The sequence below is a fragment of the Bradyrhizobium sp. B117 genome (assembly GCF_038969555.1).
Classification (GTDB): Bacteria; Pseudomonadota; Alphaproteobacteria; order Rhizobiales; family Xanthobacteraceae; genus Bradyrhizobium.
In genome coordinates this window covers 1,782,435-1,806,459 of sequence record NZ_CP152414.1, presented here as the reverse complement: position 1 = coordinate 1,806,459, position 24,025 = coordinate 1,782,435, and the positions used below count along the sequence as shown (strand labels likewise).

Below are 24,025 nucleotides of genomic sequence, written 5' to 3'. Positions count from 1 at the left end.
GAAACTCCGATTGAACCAGAAACGACACCTCCGCTTCTCTGACGTCATTCGGTTGCCTGCCGAACACGATCGAGCGGCGAATGGTCGGCGCGGACCAAGTGGTATCTCTGAAATCAGACCACCGCGGGCGAGAACTTCTGCGAGAAGTGGAACAAGCATCCGAGCGAGCCATCGCATTCTTCGAACGGCATGCGAAATTCGTCTCCGACGTCAAGCAGCTCGCCGCCGCACGAGGAGTCGACACGCTCCGCCAGCTGCTCGGCAACGTGGTCGGCACGAGGCCGGCTACTCTCGGCGGATCAGCTACCCAGAATGCGCGCATCTCTGATACAACTTCGATCATCAAACGAGGCTTGATGCGACCGAGCCGTTCCGCGTGGCGGGCCTCGATCGTCGCGATCTTACAAGGTCGAATGATGGAGGGAGCAGGCAGACCGGCCTCTTCGTAGCGACTTATTGCAAGGTCTCCCGGCCGGCGCCCCTACGATCCCTTTCTAAAGAAGTCGCCAGGAGACGTGCTTTGGTCGGAAGTCGCCAGTTTTCGCGGCCCGTCGCTGAAGTCGAGATCAGGTTTTCAACAGCTTGCAGGAGCTATAGGGGACCGTCACACCCAGGCTTCACGCCCCTTTTTGTAGAACAGACGGACTGTCTCGCTGTCAGCGACTGCCACTGTCGCGCCGGTAGGTAGACTCACCGAGAGACTCCTGTTCAACCGCGCGACTTTTGCGGGCGCTTCATAGTCAGAAGATTCATCACATCATGCAGATCATCTGCCGATGCGACGGCAATTGTTAGCCATTTTCCGTCGATGTATGTTTTCGCGTCATCGTAGAGTTTGATCAATTGCGGGTGCCAAACATAGCGCCGCTCCTCAAACTTCTCTCGCTCTGCTCTACCCATGACCACCACAGCTGAAACTCGTCGGAATTCCGGCACCAGGTGGCAGAACGCCTTGGTCTTCTTGTAACGCAGGGACCAACCGCGGCTCTTTCCACCGTAGAGCCAATCCGGCGCGAAAACTTCTGGGTAGGATTCATCAATCCAGGTCCGCAGCTTGGCCCAGTATTCGAAGCCATCTGCTCCGATCCACTCGCGAACGGTTCTTTCATCGGGCGATGCTGATTTGTCGGTGATCCTGTCGCCGATTTGCGGAAGCGTACTAATCATCGGAAGACCTCGTGTTGATAGTCCCGCGGAGGGCCGGAGGTTAAACGGGCGCTTCTCAAGGCTTGCCATGGGCCCTCAGAATGCCGCCGGTGCGACCTTGTCCAGAGATTGCGATACGTTCTAGCGATCCTCGCGAGCACGGCTGATCAAGCAGCTACGTCTCGAAGCTCTCGCACGACTGTCAAGTCGATAGCGTCAATTACCTTCTCGCTCGCTAGCGGAGCTTGTCCCTCTTCAATAAATGCGGTGGCCTGCAGCGGAAGGAATTGCAGCGTCTTCAGCCCAATAGAGTTCAGTGCCAGCGTCAGATAGGGCGTGAGAAAATCAGGCTGATTTGCTCGGTCTCCGGTGAAGACGCCGCCGGAAGCGACGCCGATAAAAACCGGACGATCCGGAAGCACTCCCACCTTCCCGGCGGGCGTTGACTCCATCGTGCGGCCAACGCGCAGGACCTGGTCGATCCACGCTTTGAGAACCGAAGGGATAGTGAAGTTGTGCATCGGCGTTCCAATGACAATCACATCGGCCGCCTCGACTTCCCGAATGAGCGTTTCGGCAAAGTCCAGAGCGCCCTTCAACGGTGCCGCCAGTGTGTCCGGCGATGACAGCGTATCCGCGTAGTCCGCCGTGGCGTGAGGCAGAGGATCAGCTCCAAGATCGCGCCGCCTGATGCTCGCATCCGGCGCAACTTGAAGAAGCTTTTTGACGATCGCGGCCGAAACCTCACGGCTGTGCGATTTCGGGCGAGGACTGCTATCAATGTGGAGGATGTTCATGCGACCGATCCAAATGGCTAGGAAGCTCTTGCATCAACCGCCTCCAAGCTCCTTGGAGGCGGTTGATACCACTGGCAGGCTCAGATCGAGTCGGCCGGTGCGACTGCGGGGAAGTCCTTGTCGGGATTGAACACGTTGTTGAAGAAGTTCGTCAGCGAGTACATGGCCACAAGCGCGACGATCTCCATGATGTTCGCGTCCGTGTAGCCCGCATCGCGGACGGCTTGCAGATCGGCGTCTGTGACGTGGCCACGGGCCTCGATGATCTTGCGTGCAAGCTGGACGGCGGCATCCCGCTTTGGATCCCTGGCATGACCCTTTCGGGCGAGAACAATGTCTTCGGCCGGCAGCTTGGCCATATGCTCCGCCGTGAAGCTGTGCACCGTCAGGCAGTAATCGCAGCCGTTCACTTCGGAGACCGCAAGGCCGATGCTGTCGCGCGTCTTGACGTCGAGCGCCTTGCTCAAGGAGCCGAGCAGAGCGGCCCACGCGTTGAACGCGATCGGGCTTTGCGCGAAGGTCGCCATCATGTTTGGCGTGAACCCGATGTTCTTGGTGAACATATCGAGGGTCGGTTTCGAATCGGCCGGCACGTGTTCCGGCCTCAGAGCGGCAGCTCTGGCCATGGTATTTCTCCTTGGATGATTGGTTTCAGGGTTGGTTAGGCGAAGTGCAGCACGTCGGCCACAGGCAGGCGCGGCTTCTGCGGCCAATTGCCGGGCCGCTCCGGTCCGACGGTCAGCAGCATCACTGGGACTTCATCTTCGGCCAGGCTGAACTCTCTGTGCACGGCCTCTGCATCGAAACCGATCATCGGTGTCGACCCCAGGCCTAGCGAGCGGGCCGCATAGATGATGGCTGCGGCGCCGAAGCTCGCGGAGCGCACGGCCTCGTCGCGCTGGCGCTGCGGATGATTGTCGTACAAGCCGCGGGCAGGCCCCTCCCATTCCGGCACCAGATGTGCCGGCATGATCCCGGCTTCCACGACCGGAGCCAGGCGCTCAGGGACCATGCTGGCATCGGCCAATTGGCCGACGATGATGAAGGTCACGGCTGCTTCGGTGATTGCGGGCTGATTCCAGGCAATCGGAAGCAGCCGTGCCTTTGCTTCGGGCGAGCGCACGGCGATGAAGCGCCAGTTCTGCAGATGGAAGGAGGTCGGCGCTGACGTGCCGATCCGCACGAGCTCGCGGATCTGATCGTCGCTGAGGACGGCCGTCGCGTCGTAATACTTCGCAGCCCTGCGGCTCAGAATAGTTTCGATCACGGCGTTTGTCGGCAGCGGCTGCCCAAGCGAACGGCAGGGCTCCGGATCGGCAACGGCAACAGTTGTAGCGGCTTGGTTCATTGGGTTGCTCCGTTATCAAGTGACGGAGCCCAATTTACCGTTGGGCATGATCGTTTCGAGCCTCTATTGGCTCAAATTGGTGCTCAAAAGGATCATTCTGGCGACGGTTCGGACTCATCTCCGTTGTGCGCCAGTCGGCGCCATTCCCCTGGTGTCATCCCCATCCTCTCCGCAAACACACGCCGGAATGCCGAAACCGATAGATACCCGACCATCTCAGCCACAGCTTCCGTGCTGATCCTTGGCTTCTTGAGCTCGTTCGCCGCCATGCTCATGCGAAGATCGGTCAATAGGTCGAGGGCGGAGCGGCCTAACTTGTCCTGAAATTGGCGCATGAACGTTGCGCGTGACATGCCGCATAGATCGGCGAGGTCGGGAAGCTTCCAGGATCGCGCCGGATCAGCGAACATCGCAGCAATGGCCGCTGCCAATCTCGGATTGCCAGCAAGGGCCAATAAGCCTTCGGTGGATTTGCCGGCTTCGCTCGCGGCGCGGAGAACGAGAGTGAACAAGACCGAAGAAAGCGCGTTCAGAATGGCGCGTCCTCCCGCTCTATCCTCAACGGACTCCATTCGCATTAGGCTCACCAGTCCGGAAAGTTGACTCGATGCCGACGCGATGTCCTCTTCCCCGTGGTTTTTCAGAGCCCGCACGACCAGATTTGCTGGCAGGTAGTTGCGGACTAATCGATCATGGGGTGGCACGACAAAAAATCGTCCGCACAGCAGATCTAGTTGCTCACCCCGTCCATTGTTCTCACTCAACATCCATCCTGCGGAGCCCCTGCTTTCGTGCGTGTTGATTGGCGTTTTGCCGCTGCCGTCGTGCAGCACATGCGCCGAACCGTGAGGGAGCAGCACGATATCCCCGCTCCCAAGCTCCTGCACCGTTCTCGATTCAGGGTCCTCGAAAATCGCCCGGCCCTTGACTATGACATGGTAGGGGATCTCGTTCGCCGCCGCCCTAGGCCAGATAACACGCCATGGCGCGCCGTAGGCGCAGCGGACCTCAAGCTGGCCAGTAACGGTGATGATTTGCAGGAGATGACTCAACCAGTCGACTTGAGACATAAGACCTCGAGAACCTGAATTGCCACGCAGCATATCGTATTGCGCCGAGCGCGCTTCTGATTACCACGGCCCGGAGGTCAGCTCGTATTTCCCGTATGTGTTCCTGATCTCTTCCTGGCTCCCAAGGCGCATCAGCAAAGACATGAGCGGGAGAAAGAAGCCGCGAAGGAAGTGGTTTCAATTCTGACGAGAGGATGGACAGAATACCCCGGGGCCATTCGTCGTACGGACCCGGTCGGCGATCAGAATCATGGAAAACCCGTCATTTGCCAGCGGCGAAACCACGGCCCTCCTTGAACCGCCATCCGCGGCGCCGGAACGTCGTGGTCGCAAAGCGCACGGTTGCCTGCGATCGATTGCCGTGGACGGCGCAACAATTCAGTGCTCTTCGGTCTGGAGCCCGCCGACATGCTTCTGGGTGTAGAACTCGAGGCCGATGCGGCCGATTAGATCGAGCTGGGTTTCGAGGAAGTCGATGTGATGTTCCTCATCGTTCATCAGCTTCTCGAAGAGGTCGCGCGTAACGTAGTCCTTTATGCTGTGGCAATAGGTCGCCGCTTCCTCATATAGGGCACGCGCGCTCATCTCCGCGGCGAGATCGCACTCGATAATCTCCTTGACGTTCTGGCCGATACGCAGGGGATCGAGCACCTGCATGTTTGGGAAACCATCGAAGAAGATGATGCGGTCGGTGAGCTTGTCAGCGTGCTCCATCTCCTCGATGGACTCCTTGCGCCAGACCTTAGCCATCTCTAGGAGACCCCAATTATTCAGGAAGCGGTAGTGCAGCCAGTACTGATTAATTGCCGTGAGCTCGTGACGCAGTGCCTTGTTGAGATACTCGATGACTTTCGGGTCGCCCTGCATGATGAACTCCAAGACTTGAGGCCCGTTCTTGACCCTCGCAAGTTTAGAACGATTCTGACGAAGAACAAGCAGACAGGCATTCTCTGGTCGTGAAACCGAGAGGCGCCTGTCCAGCAAATCAAGGGAAACTAGGCCATTTTCGACGCGAGTTTGGGCTCATTCATCCTTGGTCCCACCATGCGGGCAGCCAGCCTGACAGGCTAGTGCACGCTCGCTGTACGCCTCGTCGATAATCGTCCTCACGGTGTGCGCGCAGCGGCCGCATTCGGTGCAACCGGGGTGCCCATAGATCTGCTTGGCATTGCGCCGCGCGGCGTCAGCCGTGTTCACTGCGTGGCGAACATCCCTGTCGCTGAGGACATTACAGGAGCAGATGATCATGAAACTCGAAGGAAGACCCTCAGTGATACGGCGTCACTAATAGGAGACGAAGCCAGTGCGCGTCGGAGGCTCCAAACAAGGAGGAGATGGCGCGTTTAGACCGCTATGGGAAGTCAGCCTTGACCTTTGATCTTTGGAGGCCAGCAAAACCTCTGCTTGGTCAATCGGGGGCGACCGGTCGCTGCAGATCGGGCGGAGGACACAGAAGCACCGCTCCACGCCGGCCGAAGATCAACGCTTTCGGTTAACGTAGATGACACAGCCGCGGCTAAGCAACTTGTCCTGATCTAAGAACGGGATTGAGGACTGTCGCCGCACAATTCCCGCCGCTATGGAAACCATAAGTACTGGCTATTGGAAACTTTCGAGCCGCGCTGCGACCTTGACAGCCACTCAGTCGAATAACGACCAGGACAACCGTTTCAGCCAACACGAGCAGGAAACCCCTGATGTCCGGACCCAATCCGCTCGCTTCCAAACCCGAAAACATTCTGACGTCGCTGCTCGAGCGTTTTCACTCCGAAGGTCGGCGCGATGATGCCAATGTATGACCCAAAGCCCGTCTTCATTACGAGTGACGGGCGAACTACTACCACCGAAATCGCCGCTCGACTCGAGTGCGATCTCAAGTACGGTTTGCCGCTCAAGGCCAGCGCGCGTCATGTGTACGTTGCCGGCGATTTCGCGCTGATCGGGCTGGATCGGTCAATTGATGGCAACGGTCTAAGTCGCAAACACGTTGAAGGCTCAGCGAGGGCGTCGTACGCCGCGCGGATCGACGATGGCAGTACCTGATCGACAATATCCAAAGGACGGATGTGGCAGCTCTCAGCGATGGGGCCACTCGTCAGCTTGGCACCAATATCACCGCCACCTAGTGAAGCAAACCAACCGGAGAACTCGGATCTGCGCGCCCGATTTCTTTGGAAGACGATCGATTCGCTACTCGATGCAAAACTTGCCACCAGTGATCAGCCAGTCTTACAGGAGCGGAATGCTCCCGCTGGCATTTTTATCAGCGGTAGTTTCCTTGGTGGTCTCATTCGCCGCTGCGGCCGCTCCGATCCCCCTTTACAACACCTACCGGACAGAAGACGGGTTCACTAACGCCGGTATTTCGATGGCCGTCGTCGCGTACGCCGTCGGCACCATATCCGCACTGTTGGTACTGGGACGGCTGTCCAATCATCTGGGCCGCCGGGTCACTGCGATCGCTAGCCTCGGTCTTCTCCTGCTGGGGTGTCTGCTGTTGCTGAATGTGCACGACATCGACACTCTGCTGGCTGGTCGGCTCCTCGTCGGCCTCGGCACCGGGTTGGCTGGCAGCAGTCTGACCTCCTACATCGTCGATGCGGCACCCAGCAGACCGGAATGGTTGGCGTCCGTTGTCACTAGTCAAGGACCGATGCTCGGCGTCGCTATCGGCGCCATAGCATCCGGCGCGCTTGTTGAGTTCGGCCCCTGGCCGCGCGAACTCATCTATCTCGTCTGCGTTTGCTTCCTATTACTGTCTGTTGCACTCGTCGCAATCAGTCCGGAAACAGCAACTCCGACTCCGGGCGCTTGGCGATCGCTGTTACCCCAGGTCAGCGTACCGGCGCGGGTCAGGCATCTGCTCCCTGTCGCGGCGGCGGTGTTTCTGACTACTTGGGCCAGCGGGGGCTTCTACCAAGCGTTCATGCCTGCGCTTGTACAAGATGAACTCCACACCCGCAGCCCGTTGATCCTCGGGCTAGTGTTCGCTGCCTATATGACCCCCAGCGTTCTCGGCGCTCCCATTGGTGGCTGGTTCACATCCGCGGTAGCCCAACGCGTCGGTATGATCACCTTCGTGGCCGGAATGATCGGCATCAGCACTGCAATCTTAGCCGGCGCACTGGCGTTGTTCATCACCGCGACCATGGTTGCCGGTGCCGGCCAGGGCATCGCCATCAGCGCCGCCACACGCGGCTTGCTGCACGGGAGCACGCTCGCCGAACGGGCACCAATCTTCAGCGCGATCTACCTTCTCTGCTACAGCGGCGCCGCCTTCCCGAGCCTCATCTCCGGGCAACTTTCCAGTCTGTTCTCGCTTCCGCAGATCACGCTCGGATACGGCGGACTTGCCGTCGTCGCCACCCTATTCACCCTTCTCGGTGCGCGCAATCCGCACATCGACAGGACCGGGAAGAGCACGTCCGACGGCTCGATCGCTAGCGGTTCACCAGTACAGGGAACAGTGTCATGAGAATCGTCGCTATTCTGGGCGCCGCTTTATCCGGATTGAAGCGCAGATTATCGCCACAGCATACCCAGCAATGAGACAAATGACAGAGGAGATCATTCCCATGAAAGCGATCATTGTGACGGACCAGGCTGCGGGAACGGCGGGGATGAAGCTGGTGGAGCGACCCGAGCCGCAGGCAGCGATAAATGACGTCGTCGTTCAGGTTCATGCGTCTGGATTCACCTCGGGCGAGCTGACGTGGCCTTCGACCTGGACCGATCGTCTCGACCGTGACCGGTCGCCAACGATTCCCGGCCAGGAGCTGGCAGGTATTGTCACCGCTCTCGGCTATGGCACGACCGGACTGTCGGTAGGACAACGGGTGTTCGGTCTCTCGGACTCGTATCGCGGCGGCACTCTGGCCGAGTATGTGGCAGTGGAGGCACGCAATCTCGCACCGCTGCCAGGAGACGTCGAGTTCTCGGTGGGGGCGGCCGTGGCGATGCCGGGCCTGACTGCTTGGCAGGGACTGTTCGTGCACGGTCGCCTTCAGGCGGGGCAGAGCGTTCTCGTGCACGGCGCGGCCGGCGCGGTCGGCTCGATGGTGACACAGCTCGCACGAGAGGCCGGTGCCTACGTCATCGGCACGGGACGTGCCGCCGACCGTCAGAAAGCGATCGACTTCGGCGCGCAGGAGTTCGTCGACCTCGAGAACGACGATCTCGAAGGCGCCGGCGGTGTCCATCTGGTTTTCGACGTCATCGGGGGCGAGATCGGTAAGCGGTCCGCCGGCCTGGTTCGAACCGGAGGAACGTTGGTAACCATCGCCGGGCCGACCGAAGCGCGGCCCGCCGACGGCTTGGCGATCGACTTTGTTCTGGTGTCCGATCGCGCGCAACTGGGTGAGATCGTCCAGCGGGTACGGGACGGACGACTGCGTACAAACATCGGAAACATCGCGCCCCTTGATGAGGCTGTCGCCGCTTTCAATCCGACGCGACGGATCAGCGGGAAAACGATCATCCGAGTTCGTCCGTGAGGAAGCAGCGAAGGCGAGCGGTTCTCCCCTCCCCCATGGATTGTCAGCGCTTCCCCGCGGGCCTGTGCGTGGGGCAGGCTGTGCCCATCCATCCCGTCGTCTCTCAGCATGATTTCCAAGGTCGTGCCCGGATACCCATGCCATACCGCGGCCGTATCGTTGCCTGCTTTTCTGGATGCACCAGCGGGCAAGCTCGGCTCGCATCCTGGCGGAGAATTCGCCTTTGCCCCGGCCCGGCGCGGCCCGCTTATCTAGGAGGAAGAAAGTGACCGTCGATCATCCAATTTTTGCGCGCTGGCCGGCGCAGTATCCCGATCGGCTGCAACTCTTTTCCACTTCCACGCCCAACGGAGTGAAAGTCGGCATCATGCTTGAGGAAACGAGCCTTCCTTACGAGCCGCACCGGATCGACATCATGGCGAACGAAACCCACGACCCGGCGTTTCTCGCGCTCAACCCCAACGGAAAGATTCCCGCAATCTACGACCCTGATGGGCCTAGCGGAACACCGCTCGCGCTGTTCGAATCGGGCGCGATTCTCCTCTACCTTGCCGACAAGACCGGACAATTCATCTCGTCCGATGAAAACACCCGCTATGAAACGATCCAGTGGGTGATGTGGCAGATGGGCGGAGTGGGGCCGATGTTCGGCCAGGTCGGGTTCTTCAACAAATTCGCCGGTAAGGCCTATGAAGACAAGCGCCCGCGCGACCGCTACGCGAACGAATCAGCGCGGCTGCTCGGTGTCCTGGACCAACGGCTCGCGGACCGGGACTGGGTGATGGGGGCCGACTACAGCATCGCCGACATTTCGCTGCTCGGCTGGGTGCGCAATTTGATCGGCTTCTACGAAGCACGCGATCTCGTCGGCTTCGACCGCTTTCTTCATGTGCAGGCGTGGCTTACCCGTGGCCTCGCGCGGCCGGCGGTGCAACGCGGGCTGCAAGTGACAGCTGGCTAGAAGCGCTCGCGAAGAGCAAGGAGATGGTATCTATGATTGAAATCACTGCCGACATGGAGGCAATCATCAAACAAGCGATATTGTCGTTTGTGGCGACAGTCAACGAGGATGGAACGCCAAATCTTTCCCCGAAGGCGTCTTTGACGGTGAGAAACGGCGTTCTATACTTCGCCGACATCGCCTCGCCTCGGACGATATTGAACTTGAAGCGCAATCCCGCTGTCGAAATTAACGTAGTCGACATCTTCCAGAGGCGCGGCTACCGATTCAAGGGCCGTGCGTTGATACTGCCGCCAGAAGATGGCGAGTCCTTAATGATCGCCGACTGGGTTCGGGCGACGAATGGCCTAGAGTATCCTGTCGATCACGTTGTCAAAATCGAAACCACTTCAATCAGCCCGTTGCTATCTCCAGCCCATGTCTTCGCCCGCCCTCCTCGAAGTCAGGACGAAATCAGGAGTACCTACTATCAAAAGTACGGTGTGAAGCCCATCGGGGCATAAGTGCCGGCTTCGAAAAAGGCCGGCCGATACCCAGAGGTAGAAAGTCCGCGAAGATCCGAGCCATTATCTCGACCGCCGCGTAGCGCAGCCTTATCGATGGCCGCCCCACGCTGATGTGAGTTCAGGCGCGAGGCTGCTCGCTGTCTACTGCCTCGACACCAATGACAAGGCGCTTACCGCGCTCATCAAATAACCCCCTTAGGACTTAAGAGGAGCGAGGGTCTTTCGTCGTAGGGCGGAAGCGGTCCATGCCATCGAATTTACTCGCGACGCCTCAACCGCGACGGTGGGAGCTTCCATGGGCGCGTTTACGAAGTTTGTTTTCTTTACTTTCTACTGGACGTGCCAGGAACAGCTCCTCGGTGGCGTATCGAAACAATGTGAACGTCCCGCGACCGTCGAGGGAAAGTAACCTGTGGAGATAGTGATCGGCGGCACAGGCATCATTAGCTCGAAGATCGTTCTACTCCAGGGGGCATGACATCGTCGCGTCGTCGTGTGCATCAACATCGTCACTGGAGATGGCCAAAGAGCCACGGCCGGCGCGCAGGTGGTCTGTCGCTGACGTGACCGGTTAGCTGCCGCCTACGGCGAATACTTCACTCCGATCAGAAAACTGATCATGACCGCCTTGGTCGAGCTCGGCCGCACTTATCTCATCCCAGTCCTGGCGGATTTCCTCATGCCCGCCTGGACCCAAGCAAATTGACTCCTCGCTGATCGAGCGCGGAGTCGCGGAACCTATTTGAGGAGCAAAATCGGCCCGGGGACCCTAAGCGCCCCTGCCATCCCTTTTGCCGAGCACGCAGCGCCATGCCGCGAGGCGCTCGGTCGGATGCTGATTCATCCAGTCGGCAAGCTGCGGTGCCCCCATCAGGCAGGACTGCATCGAGATGTCAGCGAAGTTCGAGGTGGTGACGGTCTGCTCGTGGCAATTTGCTGGAGAAGAAAGGCTGCAGAGTACGGCGATGATCGCGATCATGATACGCCCCCATCGCCGCGATCGATGTCTGCGCCCACGCGCATGTGGCTTGCGCATGCATTGTCCGACTGGTCGCAGGCGAATTCAGACGGCGGGAAGACGCTGTCATAGATTGCTCGAGCTTCTCGAACAAGGCGAGCTCGCTCTCGCTCTGACTTTGGTGCAAATCGAATGATCTCACCCACGTTTCACCCCTATCATGGTACATTATCGTACTATTTAGCGATTAAGGTTCGTTGACGTCGATTTGGGCACCGGTGCAGTTAGCAAACGAGGGGGTAAGCACAAGTAACGGATCGGATGTTGTAGGCGTCAGTCGTTTGGCCCGGTCGAGTTAGTACGCTATAGCGCGGCTTCCCACCATGCGCCCCGAGCGATCGGCGTAGATGTAGAGCGGACGCGCCGTGCCTTCCACAACTTCGCGGGAAATCACGACTTCTTCCACACCTTCCAGGCCCGGCAGGTCGAACATGGTCTCGAGCAGGATCGCTTCGAGGATCGAACGCAGACCACGCGCGCCGGTCTTGCGTTCGATCGCCTTGCGGGCGACGGTGCCAAGCGCCTCGTCGGCGAAGGTCAGCTCGATGTTCTCCATCTCGAACAGCCGCTGGTACTGTTTCACCAGCGCGTTCTTCGGCTCGGTCAGGATCTTCTTCAGCGGGGTCTCGTCCAGATCCTCGAGCGTCGCCACGACCGGCAGACGGCCGACGAACTCGGGGATGAGGCCGTACTTCAAGAGATCCTCGGGCTCGACGTGACGGAAGATCTCGCCGGTGCGGCGATCTTCCGGCGCCATCACCTGGGCGGCAAAACCGATCGAGGTCGACCGGCCGCGCGCCGAGATGATCTTCTCGAGGCCGGCGAACGCACCGCCGCAGATGAACAGGATGTTGGTGGTATCCACCTGCAGGAATTCCTGCTGGGGATGCTTGCGGCCGCCCTGCGGCGGGACCGAAGCCATCGTGCCTTCCATGATCTTCAGCAGCGCCTGCTGCACGCCCTCACCCGACACGTCGCGCGTGATCGAGGGATTGTCGGACTTGCGACTGATCTTGTCGATTTCGTCGATGTAGACGATGCCGCGCTGGGCGCGCTCGACATTGTAGTCGGCGGCCTGGAGCAGCTTCAGGATGATGTTCTCGACGTCCTCACCGACATAGCCGGCTTCGGTCAGCGTGGTCGCGTCCGCCATGGTGAACGGCACGTCGAGGATGCGGGCGAGCGTCTGCGCGAGCAGCGTCTTGCCCGAACCGGTCGGACCGATCAGCAGGATGTTCGACTTCGCGAGTTCGACGTCGTTGTGCTTGGTCTGGTGGTTGAGGCGCTTGTAGTGGTTGTGCACTGCGACCGACAGGACCTTCTTCGCATGGCTCTGGCCGATGACGTAGTCATCGAGCACCTTGCAGATTTCCTTCGGCGTCGGAATGCCGTCGCGCGACTTGACCAGCGAGGACTTGTTCTCCTCGCGGATGACGTCCCTGCAGAGCTCGACGCACTCGTCGCAGATGAAGATCGTGGGACCTGCGATCAAATTGTGGAGTGTAGTGTTGGAGATTGAGTGAATTGCCATGGCGGTCTCAAACCATATCCAGGTGGTTGTAAACGGGAATACGATCATCTGCGGCCCCGCGCCCATTGTCATTGTCAGAGAACAGTGAGGTCAACCGCCGCATTTCGGCGCCAACAGATCGTTGAAAATATTGATCACGGAATCGAGCGCAGTTAACACCCTCGCGCCGTCGACGCCGCCAGCAGCGGCTTGCCGCAGCATCGCGGACTGATAGAATGAGGCGAGGTAGACGCGGCAAGCCTCATCTTTGTCGGCCGCATTGGCGGGTTTGCTGTGCACCGTCGCCAAGGCCGCGCGAGCGGCGTTAACATCCTTGTTTAAGTTGGACTCTGCGGCAGGCCCGGCATTAGTAGATGCAATGATCAGAGCCGAGGCGACGAGAACAGTGATTCTTCTCATGATCAGGCTCCAGAATGGCAGGTGTTGCGAGGGACTTACATTTCGGCCGGGCGATAACGCATCCAGGTCTTTCTTTGATCTCCGTTGCGCCAAGCCTAAGGCGATTGTCACGAGCGGCTCAATTGAGCGCCGGTTGAGCTCGGGCACCCAAAAGGGCGTGGGACGACGATCCGAAGGTTTAATGCACTCGAACAAATCGTAGAGTTCGTCCGCTTCGAACGGCGGACGCCCACAATCCATGCGGGATTTGCTTCGCAATCAGGCTCGCACCTTCGCGCGAAACCGATTTTCGGCCGTACACGATGAGCGCGCGATGCTAGGTTCCATATTTTCGATGAGACCGGTTGAAGGAAAAACTATATTTCGTCTTGGAGTTGCCAGCCGACCGTCGCTGAGGGGCTGAGGCACGCCTTGTCGCGGGGAGAGGGCGCACTCGTCGATGAGGATCGGCTCGACGGAACCTTCGGATCAGATTCGTGACGCGGATTTTCGCCTACGCAAAGACGGCCGTATCACCTCCGAGCGCGTTTAGAGTCAGCTCGCGATGACCACCAGCGAAGGAGCCACAGCAAGCGCCGCCGCCGGGCTCAGGATTGCCGCGTCGGGCGAAATCAGCGTGCGGGCAGAGCTGGAGACTGGGCAGCTCGTGCGGGTGCTGCCTGAATGGGATTTCGGCTCGATAGAACTGAATGCGCTTTTCGTGTGGGGAAAGACCATAAAGCCTGCCGCAGGGCATTTGCCGATTTCCTCGTCAGGGAGCTCCGCCCACCTCGCTGCGCACTAGCCCGGCTCTCAGAGCCTCCAGAAAGCGTGTCCGTGCGTCCAAACCAATAGACTGAGCCGTGCCAACGTGTGCATGCAAGTGGCATCCATATGCCGTCATTTCGGCGGCCCCCGTCACCGCGTCAAGTGCATAGACAGGAGCAAGTTATCGGAGACCCATGGAACTTCATCAAATTCGCTATTTCCTCGCGGTCGCGTCCACGCTTAACTTCACCCGCGCGGCCGAGCAGTGCAATGTAACACAGCCCGCTTTGACTAAGGGGATTCAGAAGCTGGAGCAGGAACTCGGGGGCCAGTTGATTTACCGTGAGCGCCAGCTGACGCAACTCACCGACCTCGGGAAGGAAGTTCATCCGATGCTGGCGCGCACGCTGGCCTCGGCAGAGACGGCGCGTCGCAGAGCTAAAAAATTCCAACGCAAGGAGGTCGCACCACTCAAGATCGGCCTCGCCCCCTCCATCTCGGCTTCGCTCGTCCTTGATCTGATAGCTGAGATCGCAAAGTTTGTCCCAGGACTTACCGTCGAGCTGCGCGAAGGCGCGGCGGAGACGCTCATCGACCTGCTGCTTGAGGGAGAGATCAACTCCGCAATCGTCGGGGACGTTCAGGACATACCCGCGCGCATCGACGACTGGTTGCTCTTCGAAGAGCGCTACGTCGCGGTTGTGGCGGCGACACACCAACTCGCAAATCGCCCCTCAATTGGGATTGACGACCTCCGCGAGACCGTCTTGCTCGAGCGCTTAGGATGCGACGTCGCTCCGAAGATCCAACGGTCGTATTTCCCCAAGGAACCTCCCCATCTGGGCCACTGCAGCGGTCACGACTTGCACCTTCAATACATGGCCGCAGCTGGCTTCGGCGTGATACTCGCGCCCGAGCACATGCCACGCCTTCCGACGCTAAAGACCATTCCCCTCGAGGGGGACCCGATTTCGCGGGAGGTGCGGCTGCTGGCTGTGCAGGGGCGCCGCTACTCGCCGGCACAGGACGCTTTCATCAAGGTCGCGCGGCTTCGAGACTGGTCGATTGAAGTCCGCCAGGGAGACATGCCGCCGAAAGGACCCTGGAGATGCCGACCTCACCCGCGCTGACACGCTCGTCGACAACGAACCGATTCCAGCGCATCGATCCCATCGCTTGAGGCCTCACCCGTTCCAACCAAGACCTATGAGATGCTAGCCGGGATCCGAGCCGGTGAGTGCTTTCAGCGCCGCCGCATTTCTCGACAGGATGCGCGATACAACCGGGGCATCTCGACTAAACCACGCCGTCGTTAGTCCACGCGCACTCCTCACCCGCGTCACGTCTGTGGGCCGCCAGACCACTGCTTGCGGGCCTTCCCGCCCTGGGTCGATCGGAATCCTTCGAAGCGTTGCGGCGGAACGGAGACGTGATCTCGAGTTGCCCTTCCATCTCTTGCTAGGCAGCCCCGCACCTCGTGGCCTGTCGCCAGACATTCACGAGGCCGCCGCGCCCAATCCCGGAGGACACCGAGTAGATCGAGCTCAGATGTCACCACCAGCGCCACTTATATTGCCGGCGGGCGTGCCAACACTCTTGCAGAACGAACTATCCTCACGCGGCGTCGGATTGCTCTATCGCATCTTTGGCCGGAGCAGCCCTTGGCGAGCGTTCGCTCTGCGCATTGGAACGGTATTCTGACGGGTCGCTCCCGTAGTATCTACGAAAGCTGCGCGTAAAGCTGCTCCGACTCTGGTAGCCGACGTTTAGGGCGACTTGGTCGATCGATAGCGCGTTGGCCGAGAGGAGATCAGCAGCGTGGCGCATCCTTAGGCGGCGCAGCAATGACATGGGTGCCTCTCCGAAGGCAGCGGAGAATCGCGACATGAAAGCTGAGCGGCTCAGACCGACGGCGTGCGACAGACTTTTAACCGTGTGCGGAAGGGAGGGACGCGAGGCCATCTCAGCGAAAGCTCGTGCGATTGGCGGGTCACTTAAGATCGCGAAGCGCTCCACCCAGGCTTTCGTCGAGACCAGGCAACGTCGAAGCAGGGCGAGCAATACGACCTTCAGCAGCGCTGCCGACATTGGCCCCACACCGACATCCTGGGCCACTAGCTCGGCTAATGCGCAAGCGATCACCTGGTCGAGCTGGTCATTTACGTTGAATGTCTCAACAATCGGCGCTGCAAGGGATGCGAACAAGTCAAGCGCTGGGCCGTAAGTCGCTCGAAACGTGCCGCACGCAAGTACGAGTGTCGGTCGGCCATCTCCGACAGTGTGCCGGTACGACGAGCCGGGCACGAAAAGGCCTACGCTGCCCTTGCCGACATTTCGTAGTGCGGTCGGGCGCTCCGTGGCGACGATACTCATTGCGCGTCCGGGCGGAACGATTACCAATGTATGCGGCGTCAGACGGATGGGGCTTTCCCCGTCCATCAGGATGAAACCGACGCCTCGAAGGCAGTAGTGGATAGTGCACGCGTCCACGCGGGCAACGGCCAAGTGGGCACCAGCCGCAAGCAAGCATTGCGACAGCCTCACGAAGGTAATGTCCAATGTGGTCATCAACTTGTCGAGGTCTTTTCGCGATATACGCCAGAACGGCTCACCTGCCACGTCCAAAAACCTTTTGTTGCTCAGATTCATATGAACTCAGCTCCGGACGGCGGGACAACGCCACCTCACGCGAGCAGCCAGCATCAAAATCGAGCGAACGGGCCTTCCGCGCTCTGATCTGATCTAGGATTTTGATTGGTTCGGTCTTCGTTGCGTTCGACTGAACGCTGAGGAAATAGCCAGTTGCGGCTCACGGAGTAGTGGTTGCAGCCGAATTAGATATATTCAGCCGCGACATGAATAATCCGGCTGAGCGTCGCAACCTACCTGCGAACTAGCATAAATTCGCGCGAACGCGCACCAACGCGCGTCGACAGGAACCTCAGCCCAATCGCAGCGGTTCGAGACCAACCAACCCCGGATGTACAGTGTCGAGCAAGCAGGTAATCCTTGTCACCCTCCACTGCTTGGTCTGCCCCGCGATACTTATGCGACTAACCGTAAGACCGCAAACTGCCCTTTCATGTCCTGCTATGACGACCGACACCTCGACGACAGCACAGCCTTCAACTGCTGATCGCAACAAAGCCAGGGCAGACGCGCACAGCACTCTGCGATACCCGTACCTATCGAATACATATCCAAAAGGAATTTTCAATTTCCTCCGCTGTATCCGATCCTAGGCCTCGAGGGCCCGGCCACCGGATGCCAACGACCTAAAGCGACTGCAGACAATCGCGCCAATTCGCGCGGCGCGCGGGCAAAGGAGTCCCGATGAAATTACCAGCTATCGGCTCGCCGTTCCCCCGATATCAAGTGGCTAGGACTTCTCATGCTTTAACTCGACGACGATTTCAACTTTCGTTGCGCGGCTGCGCCAACTTTGAGCTAGGTAAAACAGGATGTTCGCAATGAACAACGCAGGAAAGGTTGGAGCTTTTTTCGCGACGCTCTTATTTGCGGGAGCAGCTGCCGATCCGGGCTACGCGCAGAACGCTGAGCACGGAAAAATCGTCTTCCAAGCTTGCGCTACGTGCCACACTACGGATCAGACCAACCGTGTTGGACCCGGTCTGGGGGGACTCATTGGCAGGAAGGCAGGTACCGCCCCGGGATTCCACTACAGTGACGCGATGAAGAAGTCCGATATTGTTTGGGACACCAAGATTCTCGATGCGTATCTTGAATCGCCCCAGAAAGTGGTACCCGGAAACAAGATGCCCTACGCGGGGATGACGAACCCAGCCGATCGGGCCGACCTCGTCGGCTATCTGGCAACACTGAAATAGGAGCTCGTTAGGCGAGACCTCAGCAAGGTGCGGCCCGTTTTTGATGTGAAACGTCCTTACTGCCGACTGTGCAAGCGTCCGAATCGCGGTCCTATGTCGATCGACTGATGTTCGAGGGAACCGACACGTGGAGGCGCTCGAAAGCTTCAAAGGGTTTGAGGCCGGGGCGATTCTTGGCGAGAGGCTCGCGCCAGACATGATCACCTTCGGAGAGCAGTTCTCCGTGATTTGCAACAAGGTCGAGGCACACATTGCAAAATTAATGCGAGACGCCCCGCCGGAACCACGCGACATCGCGATGTCATATCCGGCGTTGAACATTAGACTAATCGAAACTCGCAGCTTCCTGAAAACTGTGCAGCCAGACGAGATTGCCGGTGCGCAGTCCCACACGTACGAACTTACGCTGCCTACCGTTCGTGGATGGTTGGGCGGCGACGACTACATCCGGCACCTAGTACTACGGGACTTCTTTTTCCATATCTCAGTTGCGCACGCGATCCTCCGGAAGCTCGGAGCGAAAATCGGAAAGCGCGACTACTCGGCAATCTTGCTCAGAAGAGTGGCGGTGAGACTACTCGTGAGAGGCGGCGCTGCGCGTGGCACGATCCGGGCCCTTCAAAGCAGCGAGGCGAGTTTGGCGGATGCCGTAGTTAGCCGCGCTGCGAGAGGACATCCGTACACGATTTGGCGGTGACACAACTAACTTCCTCGCCTCGAGGACGAGCAGCAGGTTCGCACGCTTGAGACCGTCGCGGCCGCCGTTTTCCGCCAGCACGTCCCTACGGGCGAACGCGGATGATCGTCTTCCCGTTGCGCCGCTCGGTCCGGTTGAAAGCTGCGACGGCATCGTCGAGGGTCGAGATGGCGCCAACGTTCGTCCGCAGTCGTCTGTCCCGCACCCGCTGGACGATCTCACGCAGTTGGGTACGATCGGACTCGACGACGAAATCTACCGCAAAGCCGTTGGCGGGCCGTGCCTCGGGCGGCCCGGCGATCGCCACCAACGTTCCTCCGGCTCGAACCAGGGCCGCGGACCGCTTACCGATATTGCCGCCGAAGACATCGAAAACCAGATCGACTGGACCGACGTCTTCCAAAACATCGTTCTCGAGGTCGACGAACTCTTGCGCGCCGAAGTCGAGCGTCTTCTGACGGTCCGCAGCGCGTCCGGTACCGATGACGTAGGCGCCGGCCTCACGCGCGAGCTGGGTTACCATAGAACCGACTACGCCAGCCGCACCGTGCACCAGGACGCTCTGCCCCGCCTGAAGGCGGCCGTGCTCGAACAGTCCCTGCCACGCGGTCAGGCCCGGCATCGGCAGGCTCGCGCCGACGGTGAAATCGACATCGCCCGGCAGCGCCGCGAGGTTGCGCGCCTCGACCGCGACATACTCAGCCAGTGTGCCGTCGCGATACCAGTCCGTGAGGCCGAACACGCGCTGTCCCACCGACAGCCCCGTCGTGCCGTAGCCGAGCGCGGTGACCACTCCGGCCAACTCGTGCCCAGGGATCGACGGTGTTCGGTCATGATCGAGGCGATCGGTCCAGGTTGGTGGCCACGTCAGCTCATCCCACGTGAAACCCGACGCACGAACCTGAACGACGACGTCGTTTATCGCTGCCTGTGGCTCGGGCTGCTCCACCAGCTTCATACCGGCCGTTCCCGCAGCCCGGTCCGTCACAATGATCGCCTTCATGGGAATTCTCTCCTCGGTCATTTGCCTCTTCGGCGGCGGCCGTTCCGGCTTCATCTCGATCGGCGTAACCGCAACTCACTCCGCCGCGGCGGCCATCGCGTGGGTCGGCTTGCCCTCATCCTTTCCTTCCGCGAGGTTGCGCACGACCATGTAGAAGATCGGCGTGAAGATTAGGCCGAACAGCGTAACTCCGAGCATACCGAAGAACACGGCGACGCCGACGGCCTGGCGCATCTCCGATCCGGGACCGGTGGAGACGACGAGCGGCAGCACGCCGAGGATGAAGGCGAACGAGGTCATCAGGATCGGCCGCAGTCGCAACCGGCAGGCCTCGATCACCGCCTCCAGGCGCGGTTTGCCCTCAAGCTCGATGTCCCGCGCGAACTCGACAATCAGGATCGCGTTTTTGGCCGCAAGTCCCACCAGCACCACGAAGCCGATCTGGGTCAGGATATTAATGTCCTCGCCCATGATGCGCACGCCGATGGTGGCCGCGAAGAGGCACATCGGCACGATCAGGATCACCGCGAGTGGCAACGTCCAACTGCCGTACTGCGCCGCCAGCACCAGATAGACGAACAGCACACAGATCGGGAACACATAGAGCCCGGCACTGCCACCCGTCACTTGTTGATAGGACAGATCGGTCCATTCGAAAGAAAAACCGCTCGGTAATGTTTTGTTGGCCAATAGCTTGATGGTGTTGAGCGCGGTCTTCGAGCTCACGCCTGGCGCCGGCTCGCCCTGCAGCTCGGATGCTGAGTAGAGATTGTAGCGCGCGACACGATCGGGCCCGGAGATATCCTTGAAGTCCACTACGCTCCCCAGCATAACCATGTCACCGGCCGCGTTGCGGGTACGCAGCCGCGCCAAATCAGAGGCCTCTCTTCGGAATGGCAGATCGGCCTGCGCGGTGACATGATAGGTGCGCCCAAACAGGTTGAAATCGTTGACATAGGTCGAACCGAAGTAGGTTTGGATCGTGTCGTTAATGCTGGCGATGGGAACACCGAGCTTCTGCGCCCTCACGCGATCGATGTCGACGAATAGCTGCGGCGTATTCGCCGTGAACGGCGAGAACACCGACGTTAGGTTTGGCGACTTCCGCGCGGCGGCCACGAGTTCGTCCGTGGCAGCTCCGAGCAGCTCGGGACCGCGCCCCTGTCGATCCTGGATGCGGATGGCGAAGCCGCCGCCGGTGCCGATGCCTGGCACCGCAGGCGGTGGGATGACGATGATGAAGGCGCCCTGGATCGCCGACAGCCGCTTTCGCAGATCCGCAGTGATCACGCTGGCAGTCAGGCCCTTCCTAACTCGCGCCTCGGGCTCATCGAAGACGGGGAACAGTGCCGCGGCGTTGCCCGCCTGCGTGCGGGTCGCGCCAGAGAAGCCAGCAAACGCCGCGACACGGATGATCCCTGGCGTATCCAGCGCAATTCGCTCGATTTCCCGCACCACCGCGGTGGTCCGCATCAGCGACGCGGCGCCCGGCAATTGCACCGAGATGATCAGGTAACCACGATCCTGCGCCGGAATGAAGCCCTGAGAAGTGGTGGCGAGCAGCCAGCCAGCACCGCCGATCAGCGCGAGGTAGATTGCCAGCATCACCACCGTATGTCGGATCACAATGGCGGTGGCGGCCGCGTAGCCATGCGCTAGGCGCTCGAAGATGCAATTGAAAAGCGCGGTGAAGCCGTCCCAACCACGTGCAACGATGTTCCAGCGCGCCGTTGGACGTTTCTGCTCATGCGGAGTAAGAATCCGGGAGGCCAGTGCTGGCGACAGCGTTAGCGAACAGAAGCAAGAGATCGCGGTCGCTACCGCGATTGTGACGGCGAATTGCTGGAAGAATCGCCCGGAAATGCCGCCGAGGAACGCGGTCGGTACGAACACCGCGCAGAGCACGAGGGCGATCGAGACCAGCGCGCCGCCGACCTCCTCCATCGTCTTGAGAGCCGCCTCGCGCCGGCTCATACCTGCCTGGAGATGTCGCTCGACATTCTCCACAACCACGATGGCGTCGTCTACCACGATGCCGACCGCAAGTACGAGGCCGAACAGCGTAAGGTTATTGATGCCGAAGCCGAGCACAGCCATCGCTGCAAATGTGCCGACCAGCGACACCGGGATCGCGACAATTGGGATGATCGCAGGCCGCCAACCTTGAAGGAACGCCAGCACCACGATGACCACGAGCGCCATCGCCTCGTAAATCGTCTTGATCAGCTCATGAACCGACTGGGCGATGAATTCGGTCGGATTGTAGCCGATGTTGTAATCGAGCCCCTTTGGAAAGCTCGCCTTGAGCTTGACCATCGTCTCGGAAATATGCTTCGCGGTGGCCAGCGCATTCGATCCGGGCCGCTGCGTCACCACCATCGCAACGGCTGACTTTCGTAGTATGAAGCTGTTGGTAGTGTAGGCCAGCGCGCCAAGCTCGATCCGCGCAACGTCGCGCAGCCGTACTGTACGGCCGTCGGAACCAGCCTTCACCACGATGTCCTCGAATTGCCTGATATCCTTGAGCCGCCCAGTGAAGACCAGGTTCGGCTGGAATGCGCGATCCGCAATCGGTGGCTCTGCGATCTGGCCGCCCGCGATCTGCAGGTTTTGGGCCCGGACCGCGGCAATGACGTCGCTTGAGGTCATGCCGAGATTGGCGATCCGGTCAGGATCGAGCCACAACCGCATCGAATAGTCGCGCGCGCCAAACATCTGGATGTCGCCGATGCCATCGAGCCGCAGAAGCTGGTCGCGCACCTGCAACAGCGTGTAATTTGAGATGTAGAGCTGGTCGAAGCTATCGTCGGGCGACAGCATGAACACGACCATCAGGATGTCGGGTGAGTTCTTGCGGGTGACTACTCCGTTGCGCTGCACCTCCTCCGGCAGCCGCGGCTGCGCGATCGCGACGCGGTTCTGCACCAGGACTTGGGCCTTGTCGAGATCGGTGCCAAGCTTGAAAGTCACGGTTATCGTGAGCTGGCCGTTGGAGGTCGCCTGGCTGTACAAGTACAGCATGTCCTCGACCCCATTGATCTCCTGCTCGATGGGAGCTGCGACCGTGTCTGACACAGTCTGTGCCGAGGCGCCGGGGTATTGCGTGGTGACCGTAACCGTAGGCGGCACGACCTGCGGATATTCAGAGATGGGCAGCGTCTGGTACGCAATCGCGCCCACAATCAAGAGCACGATCGACAGCACCATCGCCAAAATGGGCTGATTGACGGAAAGACGTCCGAGATTCATGACTTACTGCCGCTGATCTCGACACTGCGCGGGCTCACCTTAGCGCCAACGCGTGCTCGCTGGAGGCCGTCGATGATGACACGATCCTCCGGCTTCAGGCCTGTACGAACAACGCGCAGCCCCTGATCCAACGGACCGAGTTCGACCGCACGCGCTTCCACAGTGTTGTCATCCTTGACCACGAACGCGATCTTGCGCGACTGATCGGTCGCGATCGCTACATCTGGCAAAAGAAGCGCCTCATACGGCGAGGAGCCAATCAGCCGGACGCGGCCGAACTGGCCGGGCAGGATGGATAGATCGTGGTTCGGGATGATCGCGCGGCTGCGCAGCGTGCCGGTGGAGACATCGAGCCGGTTGTCGATGAAATCCATATGGCCTTCATGCGATGGTTTGGCTTCGCCGGTCAGCGCCACCTGCACTGGATTAGGCGTATCGCGTGAGCTCGGCCGCTTACCCTCGAACCACAGCTTGCTGTTCTTGAGATAGGTCGCCTCGTCAACGTCGAAATAAATGTACATTGGGTCCATTGACACGATAGTGGTAAGTAGCGTCGAGCCGCCATTGTCGTTCCCCTGCACGAGGTTACCGACGCTCACGAAATGACGGCTGACGCGGCCGGTGATCGGCGCCACCACATGCGTGAACTCGACGTTAAGCTGGGCGGCCTTTAGCGCGCCTTGGGCGATAGTCTCGGCGGCGTGAGCTGCCTCCAACGCCTCACGACGCTGGTCGACAACTTGCTCGGAGACAGCACTGGTCTTTACGAGGGTGAGCCCGCGCTCAAGCTCGCGCTTGGCCAGCTCTGTCTTGGCGCGCGCATCGGCAAGCTGACCATCGGCCTGGGTCGCCACCGCCTCGAACGGGCGGGGATCGATGACGTAGAGCAGATCGCCAGCGTGCACCATGTCGCCGTCTTTGAACTCGACGCTGGTCACAAAGCCGCCGACGCGGGCGCGGACTTGCACCTCCTGGATCGCCTCGAACCGACCAGTGAACTCGTCCCAGTCGGTGACGGTCCGTTTGACCGGTTGTGCCACCGTCACCGACGGCGGAGGCGCGGCTGCTTGCGACTGCGCGTCCTCGTTGCACCCCGCCAACACAAGCGCAAACAGCATACAGATCGATGCGCCGATGCATCGGCGAGAGCGACGGAGCCGAGGTCGGATGATCCGGATCGCCATAGCCATTCCGTCAGCGCCACTCACTCCT

The 24,025-nt window shown here is 60.0% G+C and carries 25 protein-coding genes; 10 read left to right on the top strand and 15 right to left on the bottom strand.

Annotated elements, in window-relative coordinates:
* Positions 1 to 80 precede the first annotated feature (80 nt).
* The gene (locus AAFG16_RS08760) at positions 81 to 449 is read left to right on the top strand and encodes a hypothetical protein (protein WP_342738783.1); all 369 of its coding nucleotides are present in this window, start codon (positions 81 to 83) and stop codon (positions 447 to 449) included.
* 259 nt (positions 450 to 708) lie between these two features.
* Here the strand turns inward: AAFG16_RS08760 and AAFG16_RS08755 are convergent, their stop codons facing one another.
* The 7 genes from AAFG16_RS08755 to AAFG16_RS08725 form a co-directional block, all read right to left on the bottom strand.
* The gene (locus AAFG16_RS08755; protein WP_342738781.1) at positions 709 to 1,167 is read right to left on the bottom strand and encodes a DUF3788 domain-containing protein; all 459 of its coding nucleotides are present in this window, start codon (positions 1,165 to 1,167) and stop codon (positions 709 to 711) included.
* 146 nt (positions 1,168 to 1,313) lie between these two features.
* Positions 1,314 to 1,943: an NAD(P)H-dependent oxidoreductase gene (locus tag AAFG16_RS08750; protein WP_342738779.1), complete on the bottom strand. Its 630-nt coding sequence runs from the start codon at positions 1,941 to 1,943 to the stop codon at positions 1,314 to 1,316.
* Positions 1,944 to 2,023: 80 nt separating this feature from the next.
* Positions 2,024 to 2,569 (bottom strand): carboxymuconolactone decarboxylase family protein, encoded by a 546-nt coding sequence (locus AAFG16_RS08745; RefSeq protein ID WP_342738777.1) that lies wholly within the window; start codon positions 2,567 to 2,569, stop codon positions 2,024 to 2,026.
* Positions 2,570 to 2,604: 35 nt separating this feature from the next.
* The gene (locus AAFG16_RS08740) at positions 2,605 to 3,291 is read right to left on the bottom strand and encodes a nitroreductase family protein (protein ID WP_342738775.1); all 687 of its coding nucleotides are present in this window, start codon (positions 3,289 to 3,291) and stop codon (positions 2,605 to 2,607) included.
* 92 nt (positions 3,292 to 3,383) lie between these two features.
* Entirely contained in the window at positions 3,384 to 4,361 is a 978-nt protein-coding gene (locus AAFG16_RS08735) for an AraC family transcriptional regulator (protein ID WP_342738773.1), read from the bottom strand.
* Between the two features lie 378 nt (positions 4,362 to 4,739).
* A complete protein-coding gene (gene bfr / locus AAFG16_RS08730) occupies positions 4,740 to 5,228 on the bottom strand; it encodes a bacterioferritin (RefSeq protein WP_342738771.1) in 489 nt (162 codons plus the stop codon).
* A 156-nt stretch (positions 5,229 to 5,384) separates the two neighbouring features.
* Positions 5,385 to 5,609: a bacterioferritin gene (locus AAFG16_RS08725; RefSeq protein WP_342738769.1), complete on the bottom strand. Its 225-nt coding sequence runs from the start codon at positions 5,607 to 5,609 to the stop codon at positions 5,385 to 5,387.
* A gap of 543 nt (positions 5,610 to 6,152) precedes the next feature.
* Here AAFG16_RS08725 and AAFG16_RS08720 point away from each other — a divergent pair.
* The 5 genes from AAFG16_RS08720 (at position 6,153) to AAFG16_RS08700 (ending at position 10,318) form a co-directional block, all read left to right on the top strand.
* Positions 6,153 to 6,404: a hypothetical protein gene (locus tag AAFG16_RS08720; RefSeq protein ID WP_342738767.1), complete on the top strand. Its 252-nt coding sequence runs from the start codon at positions 6,153 to 6,155 to the stop codon at positions 6,402 to 6,404.
* 199 nt (positions 6,405 to 6,603) lie between these two features.
* On the top strand, positions 6,604 to 7,836 hold the full coding sequence (locus tag AAFG16_RS08715; protein WP_342738764.1) for an MFS transporter: 1,233 nt from the start codon (positions 6,604 to 6,606) through the stop codon (positions 7,834 to 7,836).
* Positions 7,837 to 7,936: 100 nt separating this feature from the next.
* Positions 7,937 to 8,854: an NADP-dependent oxidoreductase gene (locus AAFG16_RS08710; RefSeq protein ID WP_342738762.1), complete on the top strand. Its 918-nt coding sequence runs from the start codon at positions 7,937 to 7,939 to the stop codon at positions 8,852 to 8,854.
* Positions 8,855 to 9,119: 265 nt separating this feature from the next.
* Complete coding sequence (locus AAFG16_RS08705; RefSeq protein ID WP_342738760.1) at positions 9,120 to 9,815, top strand: glutathione S-transferase N-terminal domain-containing protein; 696 nt, start codon at positions 9,120 to 9,122, stop codon at positions 9,813 to 9,815.
* 32 nt (positions 9,816 to 9,847) lie between these two features.
* Positions 9,848 to 10,318: a pyridoxamine 5'-phosphate oxidase family protein gene (locus AAFG16_RS08700; protein ID WP_342738758.1), complete on the top strand. Its 471-nt coding sequence runs from the start codon at positions 9,848 to 9,850 to the stop codon at positions 10,316 to 10,318.
* 772 nt (positions 10,319 to 11,090) lie between these two features.
* Here AAFG16_RS08700 and AAFG16_RS08695 read toward each other — a convergent pair.
* The 4 genes from AAFG16_RS08695 to AAFG16_RS08680 all read right to left on the bottom strand — a co-directional run bounded on the left by AAFG16_RS08695 (position 11,091) and on the right by AAFG16_RS08680 (position 13,527).
* Positions 11,091 to 11,300: a hypothetical protein gene (locus tag AAFG16_RS08695; protein WP_271587717.1), complete on the bottom strand. Its 210-nt coding sequence runs from the start codon at positions 11,298 to 11,300 to the stop codon at positions 11,091 to 11,093.
* Positions 11,297 to 11,485, bottom strand: a complete 189-nt coding sequence (locus tag AAFG16_RS08690; RefSeq protein ID WP_128935377.1) for a hypothetical protein — start codon at positions 11,483 to 11,485, stop codon at positions 11,297 to 11,299. The genes AAFG16_RS08695 and AAFG16_RS08690 overlap by 4 nt, the downstream gene beginning before the upstream one ends.
* Before the next feature lie 149 nt (positions 11,486 to 11,634).
* Complete coding sequence (gene clpX / locus AAFG16_RS08685) at positions 11,635 to 12,870, bottom strand: ATP-dependent Clp protease ATP-binding subunit ClpX (RefSeq protein ID WP_342738751.1); 1,236 nt, start codon at positions 12,868 to 12,870, stop codon at positions 11,635 to 11,637.
* Between the two features lie 90 nt (positions 12,871 to 12,960).
* Positions 12,961 to 13,527: a hypothetical protein gene (locus tag AAFG16_RS08680; protein WP_342738749.1), complete on the bottom strand. Its 567-nt coding sequence runs from the start codon at positions 13,525 to 13,527 to the stop codon at positions 12,961 to 12,963.
* Positions 13,528 to 13,813: 286 nt separating this feature from the next.
* On the opposite strand from AAFG16_RS08680, the gene AAFG16_RS08675 reads away from it, so the two are divergent.
* Entirely contained in the window at positions 13,814 to 14,053 is a 240-nt protein-coding gene (locus tag AAFG16_RS08675; RefSeq protein ID WP_342738747.1) for a hypothetical protein, read from the top strand.
* A gap of 157 nt (positions 14,054 to 14,210) precedes the next feature.
* Complete coding sequence (locus AAFG16_RS08670; protein WP_342738745.1) at positions 14,211 to 15,146, top strand: LysR family transcriptional regulator; 936 nt, start codon at positions 14,211 to 14,213, stop codon at positions 15,144 to 15,146.
* 484 nt (positions 15,147 to 15,630) lie between these two features.
* Here AAFG16_RS08670 and AAFG16_RS08665 read toward each other — a convergent pair whose 3' ends face one another.
* Entirely contained in the window at positions 15,631 to 16,665 is a 1,035-nt protein-coding gene (locus AAFG16_RS08665; protein WP_342738743.1) for an AraC family transcriptional regulator, read from the bottom strand.
* An 821-nt stretch (positions 16,666 to 17,486) separates the two neighbouring features.
* Between AAFG16_RS08665 and AAFG16_RS08660 the strand changes: the two genes are divergently transcribed.
* Together AAFG16_RS08660 and AAFG16_RS08655 are read left to right on the top strand one after the other, a co-directional pair.
* Positions 17,487 to 17,864, top strand: coding sequence for a cytochrome c family protein (locus AAFG16_RS08660; protein ID WP_342738741.1), 378 nt, complete (start codon positions 17,487 to 17,489; stop codon positions 17,862 to 17,864).
* Positions 17,865 to 17,991: 127 nt separating this feature from the next.
* Positions 17,992 to 18,561: a DUF1993 family protein gene (locus AAFG16_RS08655; protein ID WP_342738739.1), complete on the top strand. Its 570-nt coding sequence runs from the start codon at positions 17,992 to 17,994 to the stop codon at positions 18,559 to 18,561.
* Positions 18,562 to 18,646: 85 nt separating this feature from the next.
* Here AAFG16_RS08655 and AAFG16_RS08650 read toward each other — a convergent pair whose 3' ends face one another.
* The 3 genes from AAFG16_RS08650 to AAFG16_RS08640 all read right to left on the bottom strand — a co-directional run bounded on the left by AAFG16_RS08650 (position 18,647) and on the right by AAFG16_RS08640 (position 24,003).
* On the bottom strand, positions 18,647 to 19,564 hold the full coding sequence (locus AAFG16_RS08650) for an NADP-dependent oxidoreductase (protein ID WP_342738737.1): 918 nt from the start codon (positions 19,562 to 19,564) through the stop codon (positions 18,647 to 18,649).
* 75 nt (positions 19,565 to 19,639) lie between these two features.
* On the bottom strand, positions 19,640 to 22,813 hold the full coding sequence (locus AAFG16_RS08645) for a multidrug efflux RND transporter permease subunit (protein WP_342738735.1): 3,174 nt from the start codon (positions 22,811 to 22,813) through the stop codon (positions 19,640 to 19,642).
* A complete protein-coding gene (locus AAFG16_RS08640; RefSeq protein ID WP_342738733.1) occupies positions 22,810 to 24,003 on the bottom strand; it encodes an efflux RND transporter periplasmic adaptor subunit in 1,194 nt (397 codons plus the stop codon). Before AAFG16_RS08640 ends, AAFG16_RS08645 begins: the two co-directional genes overlap by 4 nt.
* Positions 24,004 to 24,025 lie beyond the last annotated feature (22 nt).